At 46.5% G+C, this 13490-nt stretch carries 13 protein-coding genes and 1 pseudogene; 6 read left to right on the top strand and 8 right to left on the bottom strand.

From position 1 onward, the window contains the following. Window positions 1-23: 23 nt before the first annotated feature. Both Q4Q46_RS03810 and Q4Q46_RS03805 read right to left on the bottom strand, forming a co-directional pair. Window positions 24-734: a HutD/Ves family protein gene (locus Q4Q46_RS03810; protein ID WP_311905273.1), complete on the bottom strand. Its 711-nt coding sequence runs from the start codon at window positions 732-734 to the stop codon at window positions 24-26. A 71-nt stretch (window positions 735-805) separates the two neighbouring features. Continuing rightward, window positions 806-1255, bottom strand: a complete 450-nt coding sequence (locus tag Q4Q46_RS03805; RefSeq protein ID WP_311905272.1) for a copper resistance protein NlpE — start codon at window positions 1253-1255, stop codon at window positions 806-808. Window positions 1256-1514: 259 nt separating this feature from the next. Between Q4Q46_RS03805 and Q4Q46_RS03800 the strand changes: the two genes are divergently transcribed. The 5 genes and pseudogenes from Q4Q46_RS03800 to Q4Q46_RS03780 form a co-directional block, all read left to right on the top strand. Then, window positions 1515-3056 (top strand): DUF3369 domain-containing protein, encoded by a 1542-nt coding sequence (locus tag Q4Q46_RS03800; protein WP_311905271.1) that lies wholly within the window; start codon window positions 1515-1517, stop codon window positions 3054-3056. Beyond that, window positions 3053-4429, top strand: a complete 1377-nt coding sequence (locus Q4Q46_RS03795; protein ID WP_311905270.1) for a sensor histidine kinase — start codon at window positions 3053-3055, stop codon at window positions 4427-4429. Before Q4Q46_RS03800 ends, Q4Q46_RS03795 begins: the two co-directional genes overlap by 4 nt. 133 nt (window positions 4430-4562) lie before the next feature. Continuing rightward, the gene (gene rfbA / locus Q4Q46_RS03790; protein WP_311905269.1) at window positions 4563-5450 is read left to right on the top strand and encodes a glucose-1-phosphate thymidylyltransferase RfbA; all 888 of its coding nucleotides are present in this window, start codon (window positions 4563-4565) and stop codon (window positions 5448-5450) included. Further along, window positions 5440-5979, top strand: coding sequence for a dTDP-4-dehydrorhamnose 3,5-epimerase (gene rfbC / locus Q4Q46_RS03785; RefSeq protein WP_311905268.1), 540 nt, complete (start codon window positions 5440-5442; stop codon window positions 5977-5979). The genes rfbA and rfbC overlap by 11 nt, the downstream gene beginning before the upstream one ends. A gap of 32 nt (window positions 5980-6011) precedes the next feature. After that, window positions 6012-6191: pseudogene (locus Q4Q46_RS03780) on the top strand (oxidoreductase); the annotation flags it as partial. A gap of 102 nt (window positions 6192-6293) precedes the next feature. On the opposite strand, the gene Q4Q46_RS03775 reads toward Q4Q46_RS03780, so the two are convergent. Both Q4Q46_RS03775 and panB read right to left on the bottom strand, forming a co-directional pair. Then, window positions 6294-7433 carry a patatin-like phospholipase family protein gene (locus tag Q4Q46_RS03775; protein WP_226058904.1) on the bottom strand — a complete coding sequence of 380 codons (1140 nt, stop codon included), beginning with the start codon at window positions 7431-7433 and terminating at the stop codon, window positions 6294-6296. 136 nt (window positions 7434-7569) lie between these two features. Continuing rightward, the gene (panB, locus tag Q4Q46_RS03770) at window positions 7570-8412 is read right to left on the bottom strand and encodes a 3-methyl-2-oxobutanoate hydroxymethyltransferase (RefSeq protein WP_311905267.1); all 843 of its coding nucleotides are present in this window, start codon (window positions 8410-8412) and stop codon (window positions 7570-7572) included. Between the two features lie 187 nt (window positions 8413-8599). Here panB and Q4Q46_RS03765 point away from each other — a divergent pair, with 187 nt between their 5' ends. After that, window positions 8600-9487, top strand: a complete 888-nt coding sequence (locus tag Q4Q46_RS03765) for an AraC family transcriptional regulator (protein WP_311905266.1) — start codon at window positions 8600-8602, stop codon at window positions 9485-9487. Window positions 9488-9639: 152 nt separating this feature from the next. Here the strand turns inward: Q4Q46_RS03765 and Q4Q46_RS03760 are convergent, their stop codons facing one another. The 4 genes from Q4Q46_RS03760 to rcsF form a co-directional block, all read right to left on the bottom strand. After that, entirely contained in the window at window positions 9640-11355 is a 1716-nt protein-coding gene (locus Q4Q46_RS03760) for a proline--tRNA ligase (protein WP_311898061.1), read from the bottom strand. 166 nt (window positions 11356-11521) lie between these two features. Next, complete coding sequence (locus Q4Q46_RS03755; RefSeq protein WP_311905265.1) at window positions 11522-12166, bottom strand: acyltransferase; 645 nt, start codon at window positions 12164-12166, stop codon at window positions 11522-11524. After that, window positions 12167-12901: a tRNA (N6-threonylcarbamoyladenosine(37)-N6)-methyltransferase TrmO gene (gene tsaA / locus Q4Q46_RS03750; RefSeq protein ID WP_300477834.1), complete on the bottom strand. Its 735-nt coding sequence runs from the start codon at window positions 12899-12901 to the stop codon at window positions 12167-12169. A 168-nt stretch (window positions 12902-13069) separates the two neighbouring features. After that, window positions 13070-13450 (bottom strand): Rcs stress response system protein RcsF, encoded by a 381-nt coding sequence (rcsF, locus tag Q4Q46_RS03745; RefSeq protein WP_006082342.1) that lies wholly within the window; start codon window positions 13448-13450, stop codon window positions 13070-13072. Window positions 13451-13490: the final 40 nt, after the last annotated feature.

The raw sequence follows: 13490 nt of genomic DNA, 5'->3' as shown, positions 1-13490 counted from the left end.
GACGTAGAAGCAAGAACTGCTTTTTATAGTTTACAGGCCGTAATGGTGACGCTAAGTAATTGACTTGGCGCTGTCGTGACTAATTTTATATCTTGGTCTGGTTTAATGATAAGTATGTCGTATGGCATGATCTTGATGCTCTCCCCATTATGCTCCCATGTCATTGTATCTAAAAAGCAGAGTAGTTGAACGATAGGCGCTTCTGTCTTGTTATGGTGTGCATCGATGGCGGTGTTCGATATGACCGCATGTTTTTCGATAAATATGCCATTAACGTTGAGCCTTTGAGTCAGCGCTTTAAATGCTGCGCGTTTGGTCATCACATTAAAATCAATAACATCACTACCTAATAGTTTGCTTGTTATTGAGGTTTCACCTGCAAAGCAGAATGGGTTATCTGCGGGTGTAAGCCTCTTATATTCAGTTGTATCTGCGTCTCCCAGTATTCTTTCTTCTCTCCCAAGGTCATTTAGCTGTTTTGCCTCTTCACGACTATTGATGTTGAGTTCAACACCATCGCCTTCAAGGATAACCAGTTGTCTGTCTATGCCAATAAATGAGGAAAAGGGTCCGTTGCTACTAATGCTGGCTATGCTTATTCGATAATCAAAGTTGGATAAATCCGCATTACTTGGGGAAATAAGTAACTGTTTGGTACTGCCGCCGCCATTTTTCCACGGCGTTGATGGGCAATCTTGGTAGCGGATCAGTTGCGTGTGTTTATCTGAAGTCATTCCTTCGTCTCTGTATTTACCTTGAGGTTGATTAATGATGCTCGCTCATCCTTGAGCGTATATTTGTTCTGCTATTGTTTCTTTTTCAATACATAATTAGCGGCCAGATCACCGGTAATTCTTTTGCCTTCAGTATCTAACATGATCAGTTGATTCTCGCCGACCAGATATTGTGTGCCATCATCCAAGGTGATTTTTTGGCCTTTCTCATCCCACACCGCTTTGCCTATCAATTTAAAAATCTTCTCATCTTTACCCAAATAAACTGTTTCTTGAACAAAGCGATTATCAGATTGTAATGTGATCAGGGTTTGAATACCTTCGCAACTGGCGCAAGGCAACACACCTTCATAGCTGCCTGCCCAATCGAGTGAATTTTGACTAGTATCGCCGACAGGGACGGTTTTAGCGGCTTCTGTTTGAACTTGGGTTGTATCGACTGCTGTTTCTTCTTTTGGGGCTTCAGAGCAAGCCGTGGTAAATAAGGCCAGAAGTGCGATGCAACATAGTGATTTGTTCATAGTGGCTCCAATAGAATTTCGGGGTGTTACGGGTTAAGTGCACTCATCATACCCGTCAAGGCTGGCTTAGCCTAACTTTGGCTATTTCTATTTTATAACAATATCTTAAGTTGTATCTGTGTGAGCGTTCAGTGGCGAGAGTGTTAGTTATTAGCCTAAAGTCTGTGACTAATAAGATGATAATTTATCCTTTGAAACTAGTCACTTTCGAGATTGAATCTATACTAAAGCTTAACTATTCATCGTAGACGGTGGTTCTGTGGCGTTATTTAAGAAAAGTGCTGATGTTATCGAGGATAAATCCCATAAGCCTAAACAAGGCATTTGGAAAGTTGCCATTATTGATGATGAGCCTGGGATCCATGAGGTGACTCGATTTGCTCTAAAAAATCTGACCTTAGATAATCGGGTATTACAGTTCTATTCCTGTTACAGCGCCGCTGAAGGTTTAGCATTACTTCAAACCGAAACGGATATTGCATTGGCTTTTATTGATGTGGTCATGGAAACCGACCATGCCGGATTAGAGCTCGTTCAAAAAATCCGTACTGAATTAAATAATCACAGCACCCGCATCATTTTACGCACAGGCCAGCCGGGACAAGCGCCTGAAGATCAAGTTATTCGTGACTTTGATATTAACGACTACAAGGCCAAAACAGAGCTTACCGCGGCTCGGCTTAAGTCTTGTGTCTACACTTCACTGCGTTCCTATCGCGATATTAAAATCATCGAGCAAAGCCAGAAGGGGATGGAGAAAGTCATTGCCGCCTCCACCTCGGTACTTAAAAGCCATACATTACATAATTTTGGCAGTGCGGTGCTTGAACAGACTTTACAGTTACTTAATCTTGAAAGCTCAGCCCTTTATCTCACCAGCTATCATCAAGACCTTTACCTCGATACCCAAATGAATCTTCTGGCCGCTACGGGTGAGATGATCAGTTACTGCGAAGGTGGCAGCGTTGAGACGCTACCAGGGGATGTACGTGAGTATATTATCGAGGCTATCGCGCTAAAAACCTCGCTCGTTCGTGACAATATTTACGTTGGTTTTTATGAGCTGAGTGGCCATGTCACCAGTATTTTATATTTGCAACACGACACTAAGTTAACGGATTTTCAAGTCAATATTCTTGAGCTATTTGCGGCCAATGTGAGCTTAACTTTCGAGAATTTGTCGGGCCGTGAAAATGTGCAGCAAACTCAAAGGGAGCTGATTTTAATCATAGGTGACGCCATTGAGCAGCGTAGTAAAGAGACCGGAGCCCATGTACGTCGGGTTGCGCGCATGACTGAAATGCTCGCGATTGCCATCGGCATGCACGCGGACTTTATCGAAACGATTCGATATGCTGCGCCGCTGCACGATGTGGGTAAAATAGGTATCCCTGAGAGTATTTTGCATAAGCCGGGCAAGCTTGATGCCGAGGAATGGGCGATCATGCAAACCCATGCGGAGAAAGGCTATAACTTGCTCGCCGGCTCAAATCGTATTATTGCCAAAATGGGCGCCAGAATTGCTTATACCCACCATGAGCGTTGGGATGGGAAAGGGTATCCCCGTGGAATTGCTAAGGAAGAAATCCCCATTGAAGGCCGACTCATGGCGATTGTCGATGTGATTGATGCGTTGCTTTCCAAGCGCAGTTATAAAGAGGCGTGGTCAGTCGATGCGGTACGAGAGTATATTTTGGCGCAATCGGGTAAGCAGTTTGACCCCGTATTGTGTGAAGCGAGTTTAAAATTGTTAGATGCGTTTGCCTCCCTACATATCCATATTCCGGACGAACCGCTATGACCCGAATGCTTGATCGAATCCTATTTGATGTCAGTAAATCTCAGGTTATTGATGAGGGCGATCTCATTCAAGCATCACAACTTATAGTGAGTTCAATCTGTAAGGGATTACAGATCACGCGGGCGGGTATTTGGTTGTTTGGTCAAGATAATCAGACTATTGCTTGTTATTATTTACTCGACCACCAACAGCCGCAAGAAGCGTTAGTGCTCACTCGTGCGCAGTTTCCCCATTACTTCAGCTTACTCGACAATGAGCGCACCATTGTCGCTAATAATGCCCAAACCGATCCCACCACCAAAGAGTTTGTCGACAGCTACCTGAAACCGAATCAGATCACCTCTATGCTGGATAGCCCCATTCGTCACCACGGCAAAATGGTGGGGATTATTTGCTCTGAGCATCAAGGCGAGGCGAGGGAATGGACGCGGGATGAAAAGGCGTTTGCTTCGGCACTGGCCGATCTCTTTGGCCGAGCCATGAGTGCTAAAGAGATCCTCGAATACCAACAACAGCTCAAACTCATCAATACCGATTTGGAGCATCAAGTTGAACTGCGAACAACAGAACTTGAGACGGCACTATCGACCTTAAAATCGACCCAAAAGCACTTAATTGAAAATGAAAAAATGGCCGCATTAGGCAGTTTAGTCGCCGGTGTTGCTCACGAGGTGAATACGCCACTGGGTATCGCGGTAACATCCGTGACCCATTGTTTGGATGAGTTATCGCTACTAAAAGGGTCATTCGAGAAAAACGATCTCGATGAAGATAAGTTTGTCAGTTTTATCAATACAATGCAGGATGGTTTATGTTTAATTGAGCGTAATCTTTCCCGCGCCGCAGAACTTGTTCATAACTTTAAACGCACTGCCGCAGATCAATCGATATTGGAACGTGAGCGCTTTAATTTAAAGAATTATATCTTCCAAATATTTAGTTCGTTAAAGCCCTTAATGCGTAAGAAAAACATCACCTTAAAAGTCGAACTCGATGACAATATTTTCATTGATTCCTATCCCGGCGCCATCGCTCAGATTTTTACCAATTTAGTCGCTAACAGTTTTCGCCACGCTTTCCCTGATGATTTTGTCGGAGATAAACAAATTGATATTGTGGTTGAAAAGGAGGGATCACAGATCAAGATGACGTATCAAGACAATGGCATCGGCATGTCTGATGAAGTGAAAGCCAAAGCATTCGAGCCATTTTTCACCACGGCGCGCCAAAGTGGTGGCACAGGGTTAGGGATGTCGATTATTTATAATCTGGTCACCCAAAAGCTCAATGGTCATGTTTCACTCTTCTCGGCACCAAATCAAGGGTTACGTATTGAGATGCTGATCCCCGAAAGTAGTAAGGGCGTAGATTAGTCAACACTCAGTTCAGCAAAGGCGTTTGTCTTGATTGAATGGCTCATGTCCTGTCATCCGTTCTTCCGGCTCGTCGTCTTTTATATGCTACAATCTTGGCACTTCACATGGCTTATCAATCTTAAATATTTCAATGAGAAAAGGCATTTTACTGGCGGGCGGTACTGGCTCGCGTCTTTATCCTATGACGCAGGTTGTCTGTAAGCAATTACTGCCCATTTACGATAAACCTATGATTTATTATCCACTTGTCACCCTGATGCAGGCTGGTATTCGAGACATCTTGATCATTTGTACTCCCCACGATTTACCGCTATTCAAGGCATTACTCGGTGATGGCTGTTATTGGGGACTTAAGCTGCAATATGCCGTACAAGCCTCTCCGAAGGGATTGGCGCAAGCGCTTATCATCGCCGAGCCATTTTTAGCGGGTGAAGCCTGTGCGCTGATTCTTGGGGATAATCTATTTTATGGTCAGCACTTAACGGCAAATTTGCAACATGCTTGGCAAACCCAAGCTGGGGCGACCGTTTTTGGTTACCATGTGGCGAATCCTAAGGCTTACGGTGTTGTTGAGTTTGATAATGTGGGTAAAGTGCTTTCTATTGAAGAAAAACCTCAACATCCACGCTCACGTTATGCTATGCCTGGGTTGTACTTTTTTGACGGTCGGGCGGCCGCATTTGCAAAAACGGTTTTACCTTCGGCAAGGGGCGAGTTAGAGATTGTCGATGTTATCACTCGTTATTTAGCCTTGGGAGAATTGCGCGTTGATATTCTTGGGCGGGGGACAGCTTGGTTAGATACTGGCACGCCGGATGCGATGGCCGAGGCGACACAATTTGTTGCTGCCATTGAGAAACGACAAGGTCTGAAGATCAATTGCCCAGAAGAGACTGCATTTCGCAGCGGTTGGATCAATGCGCAGCAATTAGTTGAATTAGCTCAGCCTTTACTCAAAAGTGGTTATGGTGAGTATTTGCTCGGCTTACTCGATAAGCAGGTATTTGATGAAATGTAGCGCAACTGAGTTAGCCGAAGTACTGGTGTTTGAACCGCAAGTCTTTGGGGATGAACGCGGTTTCTTTATGGAGACGTTTAGGCAATCCTATTTTGATGCCTGCTTTGCACAGCGGGGATTAGAGTCATGTGTGTTCGTGCAGGAGAATCACAGCCGTTCGCAACGTAATGTCCTGCGAGGCTTGCATTTTCAACGGCGTAAACCGCAGGGTAAGTTAGTGCGTGTCTGTGCAGGGAGCATTTTTGATGTGGCCGTCGATATAAGGCCCGACTCGGCCACCTATGGGAAATGGGTTGGGCGAGTGCTATCGGCAGAGAATCATCTGCAAATGTGGATCCCACCGGGCTTTGCTCACGGTTTTTATGTTCTCAGCGATTATGCTGAAGTTATTTATCAATGTACCCAATATTATGATCCTGAAGATGAAAGTGTTATCGCGTGGAACAGTGCTGAATTTGCTATTGATTGGCCATTAATTGCCGCACCGATTTTATCCGCGCGAGATAGTCTCGCCAGTACAGCATCATAAAGCCAATCACGGTTTGTATTAAAAGGAATGACAGGGCTGTGATATCGCCTAAAATGGCACTCGGTGTGCGGATTTCGGCAACCGATTGGGCCGAGGGTTGGGATTTTATTCATGTGAGTACTGGTGGGTTAAGTTCACTGCAACACATCCCTGTCGCTGAGCACTTTCAAGTGCCTTTTGCCGCAGCCATTACAGCTGAAGTCAACACACCTAAGTCACCGATAGAGTAGAGCGCCGGGTATTACTTAGGGCGACCTAGCATGATTTTAGAATGTTAAGGTACCGAATACCCATTGGGAAGTTCAGTTATGTCCTTAAGATGAGGGATTCTGGTCTAAACCAAAAAAGGCCTTAAGTTCGTCGATTTGCTCCATGGCATCTTTGTAGCCTAGGTCGATTAATGCGCTGGTGTAGGTTTTTTCGAATAGCAGGTAGGACACGATACTCGAGTCGGATTGCCTATCAATGCCGATAAAACCGAGTAAGGTTTTTACTGCCCATGGCATATCATCGTAGAAACGGGCGGCAATTTTGCTGAGGTCTTCGCTGGGCTTGATGACTAAGGTTTTAATTGGATGCAAGGCGAGTTTGTTGCGGCTTGACTCAGGAATCAGGCTTAAGGTGTTATTGATCCTTTCAAGTCGCTCAAGGTCGCTATTTAAAGTGTCGGAAAAGATCGTATCGAGCAGATGGCCCGCTATGGATGCCGTTTTCGGGTGATATTCCAGTTCCATTGGGAAATGCTTGTGAGGACTCTCTAAGTTAATGACTAAGAGTTTTTCAGCGCCTAAATGGATAGGGCTTGAGAGCGGAGCCAGCTGGTGGACCGAGCCATCGCCATAATAGGCTTGGTTGAGTTTAATCGAGGGGAACACCATAGGAATGGCCGAACTAGCGAGAAGGTGTTCAGTGTTGAGCATCATACGTTCGCCACTGCGTCTAGCGCGTGTCCAGTTTTCGATATCCCGTGATGCTTGGAAAAAACTTACTGAGCGTGAGTTGTTGTAGCAAGAGGCATCGACGCTGAGTGCGGTGAGGGCGCCGCTGCGAATATTACGATCGATACGTTTAAAATCGATTAATTCATTGAGCAGTTTTCGAAGAGGATCGTTATCGAGCAGACTGCCTGCATCGGTATTAACCTTATCATCCTGCATGCCTTTGAGTGCCATTTTTCCTAGGTGGCCAAGCACGCCCGTGATGGATGCGCGATACACTTTGCGAGTCTCAAAATGGCGCCACACCCATTCAAGCTTTTTGACGCCAAGATGAAAACAGGAAGCATGGGTGGCTATAGAGGTGCCATTAATGGCGCCTGCCGAGGTGCCACAAATGATTTTAAAGGGAATGCCATGATTACGCGGATAAAGCTGAACCAGTGCTTTTAGCACGCCGACTTGATAGGCGGCTCTTGCGCCGCCGCCGCCTAAGACTAATGCAGTTGATGTAGGCAATCTTCAGACTCAATTTATTGTTTTAATAGTTTTATTAAAGCAACGCCCCCCTATAAAAAGCAAGTCGATAGACTCAATTAGTTGTAAATTTCGATTTATAGTTTATTCGATTGCTGGATCATTCCGTTTTAGACAATTAATCCGCTGTAATCTTGGTTGTTTGGCTGAGGCCAAAACAATGCTCTGCTGTTGGAAACTCAGCAGTTCTTACTTCTCTGGCGTATTCGGCGCAGGCGTGAGTGATTAAGGAGCTTAAGTCGATGTAGCGTTTGGCAAATTTAGGCGTGTAGTCAGAAAATAAGCCTAAAATATCCTCAGTCACGAGCACTTGACCATCGCAGGCGGGTGAGGCGCCAATGCCTATCACGGGGATTGAGACTTCTGCCGTTACTGTGCGCGCTGCGAGTTCGGATGTGCCTTCAATCAGTATGCTAAAAGCGCCTGCTTGCTCAAAGTCTTTTGCTAAACGAACGAGTGCTTCGATTGCTGTTGCATCCCTTGCTTGGGTTTTAAATCCACCCAATTGATTGACGTGTTGCGGCATCAATCCTATGTGTGGCATCACAGGGATCCCTCGCTGGGTTAAAAAACGAGTGGTGTCGAGCATCTCTGCGCCACCCTCAAGTTTTACCGCCTGCGCGCCTGTACGTATCAATACTTGGCTGGCATGTCTAAAGGCTTGCTGAGGCGATTCTTGATAACTCCCAAAGGGCATATCGATAATCACGCAGGCATGTGCTGCGCCGCGAGCGACAGCAAGACCATGGTTAATCATCATTTCTAAGGTAACCCCTAGTGTAGAGTCTTGCCCATAAACCACCATACCGACGGAGTCGCCGACGATAATCATATCAACATGGAGATCGATAAGTTCCGCCATCGGTTTTTCATAGGCGGTGAGGGCAACTATTGGCGTTTTACCTTTCATTTTTTGTAAGGTGACGGGCGTTACGCGGTTTTTATTCATGTGGATGCTCATGTCATCTCCAATTTGTTAAATCTGAGAGGGCATGTTAGCGCTTGCCGCTTTGGCTTTAGCTCGATAGATTGACTTAATGTCTAGATAAAAAGACACTTCTATACATAAAAGTGCTTTTATACAAAGAGGCACTTCTATACGGAAGAGGCTCGATAATACGAAAAGAAGCTTCGATATAAAAATCACCTTGGGCGATAACACCTTGAATCAAGCCAGCGACACGCATTTATCCCAGCAGCATATCACTCTGCATACTCAAGTGGCGCCATCACGTTTAGCCGCCGCAGGGCTAAGCGCGTCCATCATGTTGCTTAAGCGAGCGCTCAAACCGTTTGAACATGTGCAGCGCCATCGTCATTCTTGGGGGCAAGTCATTTATGCCAGCCAAGGCGTGTTGAGTGTGATTACGCCTGCGGGGCGTTACATAGTGCCACCTGAACAAGCGGTGTGGGTGCCGCCCTTTGTCGAACATGAGGTTATCGCGCTAAGTCAGGTGCAATTGAGCAGTCTGTATTTGGATGACACCCAGATAGGCGGGTTTCCACCCGACTGCACTTGTCTGACTGTGAAGCCTGTTTTGCAGTTGCTACTGCAAGAGGCTAATGCCTTGATGAAGAGTGAGGCTGGGGTGATTGATCCCGATTTTAAGAATAGCGTTATGCGCCTCTTGATGGTGATCAGTGACTTTATGGTGCTCGCGCCTAAGGTCGCATTAGATTTACCTTATCCTAAGGATAAAAAATTACTGCGCATTACCGAGGCTTTGCTTGCGGATCCGAGCGAGCAACGTACTTTGGTGGATTGGCAGCGGGAGGTCGGCGCCTCGGCTCGCACGTTAGCGAGATTATTTAAACAGCAAACTGGGCTAAGTTATAGCCAATGGCTGCAAAGGCTTAGATTGCAGGTGGCGATTCAAATGCTCAGTCGAGGTGAATCTGTGCTCACTACAGCGTTATCTTTAGGTTATGCCTCGGGTTCAGCCTTTGGTTATATGTTTAGGCAGTTGATGGGCGTCGCTCCGAGTCAGTACCTTTTAGCGCAAAGTACCTTGCCAAAAGTACAGTGCCAAAAATAAAAAGATAAACAGCCACAGATAAAAAGTATTGTCGCGAGTGATCGACGAAGGTCAATAAAAGTCCAATAAAAAGACAAGAAAAAACGCACTTAAGCTGGGCTTAGGTGCGTTTCGTTTTGATCGTTAAGCTTATCTATATTTCGCGTTGAGGCTTAGCCTTTCACTGCGTTTTTCAGGAAGTCGAGCAATTGATCAAATGGAATATCTTGCTTTTCACCGGTGCGGCGGTTTTTGTATTCAAATACGCCAGCATCGATATTGCGATCACCAATCACCACTGTGTGTGGGATACCAATCAGTTCCATATCGGCGAACATTACGCCTGGACGCTCTTTACGATCGTCCAGTAATACGTCAATACCCGCTTCGTTTAAGTCTTTGTATAACTGCTCGGCGATATCGGTTACGCGGTGCGACTTGTGCATGTTCATTGGCAGAATGCCCACGCTAAATGGTGCAATCGCTTCTGGCCAAATGATGCCACGGTCATCGAAGTTTTGCTCGATGGCTGCGGCCACAATACGGCTCACGCCGACGCCGTAACAACCCATCAATAGCACCTGTGACTTGCCGTTTTCGTCAAGTACAGTCGCGTTCATCGATTTAGAGTAGTTAGTACCCAGTTGGAAAATATGACCCACTTCGATACCGCGTGCCATAGCATAAGTGCCTGAACCATCTGGTGTTGGCTCGCCTTCGACTACGTTACGGATGTCGGCAACTTGTGCTGTCGGCAGATCGCGTTCCCAGTTGATACCAAAATAATGTTTGTCATCCACATTCGCACCAGCAGCAAAATCGTTCATTACGCTAACGCTGTGATCGATAACTATAGGGATGTTAAGACCGATAGGGCCAAGTGAACCAGGACCTGCGCCAATGGCGTCACGGATCAGCGCTTCTGATGCCATTTCTACTGGTGATGCCACTAAGTCTAACTTGTCAGCTTTGACTTCGTTGAGTTCATGGTCACCGCGAACAATCAGTGCCACTAACGGCGTCGCTTCTGATGCGCCCACGACGATCAAGGTTTTGACGGTTTTAGTGATATCCAGATCAAACTGCTCAACCAATTCAGCAATGGTCTTTGCATTTGGGGTATCGACTAAACGCAATTCTTCAGTGGCAGCGCCGCGAGGCTCTGTGGGTACTGGTGATTCAGCTTTCTCGATGTTAGCCGCGTAATCGCTACCCGTTGAGTAAGCAATTAAATCTTCACCGCTTTGCGCTAGCACGTGGAACTCGTGTGACATGCTGCCACCGATAGAACCTGTGTCAGCTAATACTGGACGGAAGGCTAAACCCATGCGCGTTAGAATGTTGCTATAGGCGTTGTACATGGCCTCATAGGTTTCATTCATAGTATCGACGTCAAGGTGGAAAGAGTAGGCGTCTTTCATCAAGAATTCGCGTGAGCGCATCATGCCAAAACGTGGGCGAACTTCGTCACGGAATTTAGTTTGGATTTGGTAAAGGTTCAGCGGTAATTGCTTGTATGAGCTGACTTCTTTACGGATCAGGTCGGTGATTACTTCTTCGTGGGTTGGGCCCAGTACGAAGTCGCGATTGTGACGATCTTTAAAGCGCAGCAGCTCGGGACCAAACTTTTCCCAACGACCTGTTTCTACCCACAAGTCTGCCGGTTGCACCATAGGCATTAGAATTTCAATTGCGCCGGCTTTGTTCATTTCTTCACGAACAATGGCTTCGACTTTACGCAGTACGCGTAAGCCCGTGGGGAGATAGCTATAAAGGCCCGACGCATTACGACGGATCATGCCCGCACGTAACATTAATTGATGACTAATGACTTCTGCGTTGGCAGGAGTTTCTTTCTGTGTTGATAGCAGGTACTTGCTGACGCGCATTACCGATGTCCAAATTTGAGTTGAATGGTCGCCATTTTATCACCTGCTTTGATGATGTCACCTACGTATTTAGGTTAAATTCAACTAGCTGGGAGACAAATAGCATTTTTGAGAAGATTACTGAGGCAAAGGAAAGCGATTTTATCGGCGATTTGTACCAGCCGATTTAGCTTTTATCACGTCTATCGCCAATCACTCTGGCGGGGTTGCCTGCCACTATCGCCCAGTCGGGCACATCTTTAGTTACTATGCTGCCCATACCCACCACAGCGTGATCGCCAATGGTCACACCATCGACTATGCCGGCCTGAGCGCCAATCCACACATCTTTACCTATAACAATGCCTTTGGAGTTGGCAGCTTGTTGATAGATGGGCGTATCTGGCGCCATGCCATGGTTGAAGGCGTAAAGGGTGACATTATTGGCGATGCGAGTCTGGCTGCCAATCTGAATACCGACCCTGCCACCATCGAAGGAGCAACCATGATTAATCGCCACTTCATCCCCTAGCGTGATGGGCCCGTGTAAAAAACAGTCGGCGGCGATCATGCAACGATTACCCATGCGGATATAACGATTGGGTTCGGCAAATAACTGCGCTTCGGGGGCAATAAAACAGTGCTCGCCGATGTTGACTGTTTCGAGGGCACAAAGCTTTGCTTGGATCTCATCCTGCCAAGGTTTTGCCCAGACTAAATGTTTCTCTTTTAAAGAAAAATACAGCCACGGCATCCAAGAGAGACGCTTTTTATGCTGGCTTTGATAATCAGGCAAAGATGCCGGCTCTGATCTAGGCGTTGGCGCAGACATTTAGCCACATTTCCCCGGTTTGAGTTCTAATACTAAGATGTATTCTTGGTCATTCTCATCGGCCGCCATGTGCCAGAACACATCTAAATCATAGAGGGCGACTTGATATAACTTAGGATCGTCTTTGGCTTTTTTATAGGCGGGGCGCGGATCTTGCCCCAAGACTCCGCGGATAAGTACGGCTAAATCTGTGTAGGTTTCCTGCTGGGCGTAACGCTCAATTTGTGCCTCGGCATTATCGGAATACACCACTGAAATCAGTTTAGGGGCGTCTTGAGCAATGCCGCCGACAGCATCGGTAATCGAATCCGAGAAAGGAATGTAAGGCTTAATATCAATAATCGGCGTGCCATCGACCAGATCCATACCGGAAATTTCGAGGCACACTTTGCCCTTGCGTTGCACTACGCCGTGCAGTTTCACCACTGACTGACCTATGCCATTAGGGCGAAAAGTGGAGCGAGTGGCGAATACGCCGAGTTTTTCATTGCCGCCTAATCGCGGCGGCCGCACTGTGGTTTTCCAACCTTGGGCAAGATTCTCATGGAAGCAAAACAGCAACCAGAGATGGGAATATTGCTCTATGCCACGCACCGCATCGATATGATTTACATGGGGTTCAAGTTCGACATAGCCGCGTGCCTCAACGAGTCCGGGTTGTCTGGGAATGCCAAACTTTTGTTTATACGGCGTGCGGCATGTCGCTACTGCGACAATTTGGTTGGTAAATGTCATGCAAAAATTACCTAAAAAGATAAATATAACAACCGTTTAAGCTCATCATTCTAAGCTCATCATAAGGCCCATCTTTGAGCGCTAATTATGCAGCGTTAGCCATTAAGCGGTTGATACGGGCAATCTCAGATCATCGAATCGCGAACTTTACGCTTGCTCGCGTGGGGCTTACTCTGCAGTAGCCGTTTTGACCGCTTGGCCGACGCACAGGGCGCGGCTGATACAACCTTGGGCGGCTTCATCTAACATCACACATTGTTTGATGATAATGCCGTTAGCGCCTTTATCTGCGGCATTACGGCGGGCTTCGGTTCTGGCATCGGCTAATGACGCAGGTACGCTGTTGACATCGGCCTGACAGGATTCCCCTTGGACCAAACCTTTTAATTCATAATGACCTTTTGGCAAGGTATCGCCTTCATAGAGGGTGACATCGGATGCCTTGAAATAGTCATTAATCGCCTCACCGTCCAAATTACTGTTAAAACTGTAGTCGCTTGCACAGGCACTGAGCAGTAGCACTAATGCACTTGAGAGGATTATTTTCATGGTTTGACCTGAGATTGAGGGGAAAACTGCGCAGCCTTGG

It is taken from the genome of Shewanella vaxholmensis (genome assembly GCF_031932135.1).
In the GTDB taxonomy this organism is placed as follows: domain Bacteria; phylum Pseudomonadota; class Gammaproteobacteria; order Enterobacterales; family Shewanellaceae; genus Shewanella; species Shewanella hafniensis.
This window is presented reverse-complemented; position numbering and strand designations above follow the sequence as displayed.

Coding starts and splice junctions, on each gene's coding strand:
- rcsF (WP_006082342.1), bottom strand. CDS start 13,450: ATGAAAATAATCCTCTCAAGTGCATTAGTGCTACTGCTCAGTGCCTGT.
- panB (WP_311905267.1), bottom strand. CDS start 8,412: ATGAGCATCCACATGAATAAAAACCGCGTAACGCCCGTCACCTTACAA.
- Q4Q46_RS03795 (WP_311905270.1), top strand. CDS start 3,053: ATGACCCGAATGCTTGATCGAATCCTATTTGATGTCAGTAAATCTCAG.
- Q4Q46_RS03810 (WP_311905273.1), bottom strand. CDS start 734: ATGACTTCAGATAAACACACGCAACTGATCCGCTACCAAGATTGCCCA.
- rfbC (WP_311905268.1), top strand. CDS start 5,440: ATGAAATGTAGCGCAACTGAGTTAGCCGAAGTACTGGTGTTTGAACCG.
- rfbA (WP_311905269.1), top strand. CDS start 4,563: ATGAGAAAAGGCATTTTACTGGCGGGCGGTACTGGCTCGCGTCTTTAT.
- Q4Q46_RS03755 (WP_311905265.1), bottom strand. CDS start 12,166: ATGTCTGCGCCAACGCCTAGATCAGAGCCGGCATCTTTGCCTGATTAT.
- Q4Q46_RS03805 (WP_311905272.1), bottom strand. CDS start 1,255: ATGAACAAATCACTATGTTGCATCGCACTTCTGGCCTTATTTACCACG.
- Q4Q46_RS03760 (WP_311898061.1), bottom strand. CDS start 11,355: ATGCGCGTCAGCAAGTACCTGCTATCAACACAGAAAGAAACTCCTGCC.
- tsaA (WP_300477834.1), bottom strand. CDS start 12,901: ATGACATTTACCAACCAAATTGTCGCAGTAGCGACATGCCGCACGCCG.